5 protein-coding genes are annotated in these 5,398 nt (G+C 61.3%); 4 read left to right on the top strand and 1 reads right to left on the bottom strand.

Annotated elements, in window-relative coordinates; all coding sequences use genetic code 11:
• Positions 1 to 5 precede the first annotated feature (5 nt).
• Positions 6 to 263, bottom strand: a complete 258-nt coding sequence (locus NTW95_06675) for a DUF4342 domain-containing protein (GenBank protein MCX6557101.1) — start codon at positions 261 to 263, stop codon at positions 6 to 8.
• Between the two features lie 160 nt (positions 264 to 423).
• Between NTW95_06675 and ileS the strand changes: the two genes are divergently transcribed.
• From ileS to NTW95_06655, 4 genes are read left to right on the top strand one after another with little or no spacing between them, the layout of a single operon-like run.
• Entirely contained in the window at positions 424 to 3,198 is a 2,775-nt protein-coding gene (ileS, locus tag NTW95_06670) for an isoleucine--tRNA ligase (GenBank protein ID MCX6557100.1), read from the top strand.
• Positions 3,182 to 3,670 (top strand): signal peptidase II, encoded by a 489-nt coding sequence (gene lspA / locus NTW95_06665; GenBank protein ID MCX6557099.1) that lies wholly within the window; start codon positions 3,182 to 3,184, stop codon positions 3,668 to 3,670. The genes ileS and lspA overlap by 17 nt, the downstream gene beginning before the upstream one ends.
• Positions 3,655 to 4,473, top strand: a complete 819-nt coding sequence (gene lgt, locus NTW95_06660; GenBank protein ID MCX6557098.1) for a prolipoprotein diacylglyceryl transferase — start codon at positions 3,655 to 3,657, stop codon at positions 4,471 to 4,473. Before lspA ends, lgt begins: the two co-directional genes overlap by 16 nt.
• Positions 4,445 to 5,359, top strand: a complete 915-nt coding sequence (locus NTW95_06655) for an RluA family pseudouridine synthase (GenBank protein MCX6557097.1) — start codon at positions 4,445 to 4,447, stop codon at positions 5,357 to 5,359. Before lgt ends, NTW95_06655 begins: the two co-directional genes overlap by 29 nt.
• The last annotated feature ends 39 nt before the right edge of the window (positions 5,360 to 5,398 follow it).

Below are 5,398 nucleotides of genomic sequence, written 5' to 3'. Positions count from 1 at the left end.
AACTTTCATTCCACTTTTTCGACCACGATCGTCATCGATGCTGCGAGCGCGGCAATGGCACCTACAGCCGCCAGAACGGGCAGCAATGCCGCCCCCATTACCCCCAGGGTGAGGGGGATCTCGATCAGGGTCTTGCCTTCCTCGTTCTTCAGGATGATGCGCCGGATGTTGCCCTCGTGGATCAGTTCCTTTATCTTGGCCACCACCTGGGTCCCGTCCAGCTTGAACTCCTCGCGCGGCCCCTTGTTCTTTTCATCTGTCATGTTCACCTCCAATTACATCCTATGAACGGATGGTCACCATCTATGGTTCACCATTGTAGCAAAAAAGTGGGGCGCAGCCAACGGCCCGGCGGGGAATTTTATTGACTTACCGGCTGAAATGAGCGACAATATCGCTTCAAACCTAACCGGAGTTTATGCCATGTCGGAAAAAAAAATGGACTGGAAGGAGACTTTAAACCTGCCGCGCACGGACTTTCCCATGAAAGCCCAGCTCAGCCAGAAAGAACCCGAAACCCTTAAAAAATGGGAAAACGCCGATATTTATAAAAAAATCCTGATCGACCATGAGGGGCGGGAGCCGTACATCCTCCACGACGGCCCGCCCTACGCCAACGGCAACATCCATCTGGGCACTGCCCTGAACAAGATCCTCAAGGATTTCATCGTCAAGAGCAAGGCGATGGCCGGGTTTTACAGCCCCTACGTCCCCGGCTGGGACTGCCACGGCCTGCCGATCGAGCACAAGGTGGACCAGCAACTGGGTGCGCGCAAGAAGAGCATGAGCCAGATCGAGGTCCGCGACGAGTGCCGCAAATACGCCGAAAAGTATCTCGACCTGCAGCGCCACGACTTCAAGCGGCTGGGGATCTTCGGCGCCTGGGAGGAGCCGTACACCACCCTGGACCACGTCTACGAGGCGACGGTGATCCGCTTTTTCAATTCCTTCGTCAAAAAGGGGAGCGTCTACCGCAAGAAGCGCCCGGTCTACTGGTGCATCTCCTGCCAGACGGCCCTGGCTGAAGCCGAAGTCGAGTACGCCGACCATCGCTCGCCCTCGATCACGGTCAAGTTCGCCCTGAAGGACCTTCCCCCTTTCCTGGAGAAGTACGCCGGCAGGGAAATTTTCGTCCTGATCTGGACCACCACCCCCTGGACCATCCCCGCCAACCTGGCCATCGCCCTGCATCCCGACTACGATTACGCCTTGTTCCAGATGAACGGCGAGCTGTATGTCGCCGCCTCGGCGCTGCTGCCGGCCATCGCCGCCTTGAAGGGGGGCACGTTCCAGAAGCTTGAGGAATTCAAGGGCAGCGCGCTGGCCGGGCGCAAGGCCCACCATCCCCTCTACGAGCGCGACTCGCTTTTGATCAACACCAACTACGTCCTGCTCGACCAGGGGACCGGCTGCGTGCACACCGCCCCGGGCCACGGCCAGGACGACTACAACGCCGGCATCGCCCACGGGCTCGACATCTATTCCCCGGTCCTGGCCGACGGCCGCTTCGACGAGAGCACCGGCCCCTACGCCGGACTGCAGGTCTTCAAGGCCAACGAGCGCGTCGTCGAGGATTTGCGCCGCAACGGCAGCCTGCTGCACGACGGCTCCATCACCCACTCCTACCCCCATTGCTGGCGCTGCAAGAAGCCGGTGATCTTCCGCGCCACCGAGCAGTGGTTCATCGCCATGGATAGCGACGACCTGCGCGCCAAGGCGCTGAACGCCATCAGCAAAGTAACCTGGCTGCCGCGCTGGGGCGAAGAGCGCATCTCGAGCATGATCGCCAACCGCCCCGACTGGTGCATCTCGCGCCAGCGCGACTGGGGCGTGCCGCTGCCAGCCTTTTTCTGCAGCAACTGCCACCACCCCTTGCTGCGCGACGACATCATCGCCAACGTGGAAAAAATATTTTCCGAGCAGGGCTCCAACGCCTGGTACCAGCACGAAGCGGACGCCTTCCTGGTGCCGGGGACAAAGTGCCCTGCCTGCGGCGGCCGCGAGTTCAAAAAGGGCAAGGACATCCTCGATGTCTGGTTCGAGTCGGGTTCGTCGCACGGCATCCTGCAGAGCCGCGCCGGGCACCGCTGGCCGGCCGACATGTACCTGGAAGGCGGCGACCAGTACCGCGGCTGGTTCCACTCGTCGCTGCTGGTCGGCATCAGCGCCCTGGACGCCTCCCCCTACCGGACGGTGATCACCCACGGCTGGGTGCTCGACGCCGACGGCCGGGCCATGCACAAGTCGCTGGGCAACGTCATCGAGCCGCAGAGCGTCATCAAGGACAAGGGGGCTGAGATCCTGCGCCTGTGGGCGGCCATGGTCAACTACCAGGAGGACGTGCGCTTCGGCGAGGAGATGCTGTCGCGCCTGAGCGAAAGCTACCGCAAGATCCGCAACACCTGGCGCTTCATGCTCGGAGTTCTCGGCGATTTCGACCCCGAGCGCGATAAGGTCACTGACGCCGCCCTGGGCGAGACCGACCTCTACATCCTGCACAGGCTCCAGGAGACCAAGGCCCGCGTGCTGAAGGCCTACGCCGACTTCGAGTTCTACGTCATCTTCCACGCCATGTTCAATTTCTTCACCGTCGATTTGAGCGCCTTCTATCTCAACATCCAGAAGGACAACCTTTATTGCAACCGCGCCGACGCACCCGAGCGCCGCGCCGCCCAGCAGACCATCTTCGCCCTGCTGCGCGAGACGCTGCTGCTGATGGCGCCGATCCTCTCCTTCACCTGCGAGGAAGCCTGGGCCTTTGTCCCCGCCTACGCGGGCAAGGAAGCCATGATCCACCTGGCCCGCTTTCCCGAAACCGGCGACGCCGCCGCTGCGGCGGTCGACGAAGAGAAATGGCAGAGGATCATGGCCATCCGCGACCGCATCCTGAAGGAGATTGAAACCGCCCGCGCCGGCAAGCTCATCGGCGATTCGCTTGAGGCCGACGTCGTCATCGAAACCAACGGCGCCGACGAGCAACTGCTGCGAAAAGCCGGCGACCTGTTCAAGACCATCCTGGTCATCGCTGCCATCACCGTGCGGAACGGCAAGGAAGAAAAGATCATTGCCCGCAAGGCGCAGGGGCGCAAATGCCCGCGCTGCTGGAACTGGATCGAGCCGGCGGCCGGCGGCCACAAAGAGCTCTGCCCGCGCTGCGCCGACGTCATCAAGGAGAAGACCATTGACGACAAAAGGTAAATCGGTTTATTTCACCATCATCCTGGCCATCATTGCCGTCGACCAGGCCAGCAAGTGGCTGGTCGCCAAGACCGTCCCGCTGGAATCGACGCGGACCCTGGTCAAGGGCTTTTTCCGCATCTGGCACGTGCGCAATTCGGGAGCGATCTGGGGATTTTTCAACAGCCACGGCAGTCAGTGGGTGCCGACGGTCATCACCGTCCTGGCCATCGCCGCGCTGCTGATCGTCGGTTATTTTTTCCTGCGCTCGCCCAAAAACAGCCGCCTGGAGCTGACCGCCTACGCCTTCATCCTGGGCGGCGCGCTGGGCAACATCATCGACCGCCTGCGCCTGGGCTTCGTGGTCGATTTCTTCGACGCCTACGTCACGTCCCACCACTGGCCCACCTTCAACTGCGCCGACAGCTGCATCACCATCGGCGTGCTGCTGCTGGCCGCGTCGCTCTGGAGAGGCACATGCACCCCATCCTGATCGAGATCGGGCCGCTGACCATCGCCAGCTACGGCTTCCTGTTCGCCCTGGGCGTGCTGCTGGCCATCCTGCTCTCCTTCAAGAAAGCCAAGGCCGAAAACCTCGACCTGAAGATCTTCACCGATTTCATCTTCTACGTCATGCTCCTCAGCCTGCTGGGGGCCAAGCTGCTGCTCCTGGCGACCAACCTGGATTATTATTTGAAATACCCGGCCGAGATCAGGTATCTGCTGACCTCGGGGGGCACGTTTTTCGGCGGCCTCATCGCCGGAGCCCTGTTTGCCGTCTGGTTCATCCGCCGCCACTCCCTCAGCTACCGCGTGCTGGGAGACATCGGCGGCCCGGCGCTGGCCCTGGGCCATTTCTTCGGCCGGCTGGGCTGCTTCGCCGCCGGCTGCTGCTGGGGGCGCGAAGCCGGGCATTTTCCCCTGGCCGTCACCTTCAGCAGCGCCAAGGCCAATTTCCTGACCGGGGTGCCGCTCCATGTGGCACTCTACCCCACCCAGCTGTTCGAAGCGCTGCTCAATCTCGTCAACTTCATCCTCCTTTCCATCGCCTACAAAAAAAGGAGCTTCAAGGGCCAGGTCTTCGCCCTCTATATCTTGAACTATTCTTTAATCCGTTTCACGGTCGAGTTTTTCCGCGGTGATTCTGACCGCGGCTACGTCTTCGGCGGTTTGGACCGTCCGTTCCGCAGCCTGAGCGTGCCGCAGCTGATCTGCATCATCGGTTTCGTGACCGCCCTGGCCCTGCTGAAAGGCTTTAAAAACAAAGGTGAAAAAGAGCATCACATTCAAGGTTAGGGAGCGCTGCCCGAGGATCGATCTTTTCCTGGCCGCCGTAATGGATTCTATTTCGCGCAACCAAATAGAAAAGCTGATCCGGAATGGGCAGGTCAGCCTCAACGGAGTCGTCAGCTTGCGCAAGAACCGCGGGGTTTGCCCCGACGACCGGGTGACGGTGGTGATCGAGACCCCCGAAGAAAAAGAATACGTCCCCTCGCAACAGCTGGTCAAGCTGTTCGAGGACGAATGGCTGCTGGTCATCGACAAGCCGGCCGGCCTCGTCGTCCATCCCGGCGCCGGTGAAAAACAGGAAACCGTGCTTGACCTTTTTCGTTTCTATTATCCGCAGATAAACGAGATGGCCGACCAGGAACGGCCGGGCATCGTCCACCGCCTGGACAAGGACACCTCCGGCATCCTGATCCTGGCCAAGACCGAACAAGCGCAGCAAAAAATGCAGGAGCTGTTCCAGGAGCGGGAGATGCAAAAAACCTACCTGGCGCTGGTCGCTGGCGCCATGCGCTTCCGCAACGGCACCATCGACCTGCCGCTGGCGCGCAGTTTGAAGAACCGCGCCCGCTTTGAGGTGCCGCGGGAGGAGCGCGACGACCAGCGCGAGGCAATCACAGATTTTTCGGTCATCCGCGCCTTCGCCACGTTCACCTTCGTGCGCCTAATGCCGCACACCGGCCGCACCCACCAGCTGCGCGTCCACCTGGCCCATTTCGGCAACCCGGTCCTGGGCGACAGCCTCTACGGAAACCGCAAGGATCAGGGCTTCCAGCGCCTGGCCCTGCACGCCTTCCGCATCGATTTTCGCCACCCATTCAGCGGCTATCCGCTGAGCGTCACCTCGCCGCTGCCTGACGTCCTACGGCGGTTCATGATAGAGAATTATGACTGAACCAACGTGACTCGTGACGCGTAACGCGTGACCAGTAAG

It is taken from the genome of Candidatus Aminicenantes bacterium, from assembly GCA_026393795.1.
In the GTDB taxonomy this organism is placed as follows: Bacteria; Acidobacteriota; Aminicenantia; order UBA2199; family UBA2199; genus UBA2199.
The sequence above is the reverse complement of the archived record's forward strand: the minus strand, read 5'-3'. Positions and strand labels throughout refer to the sequence as shown.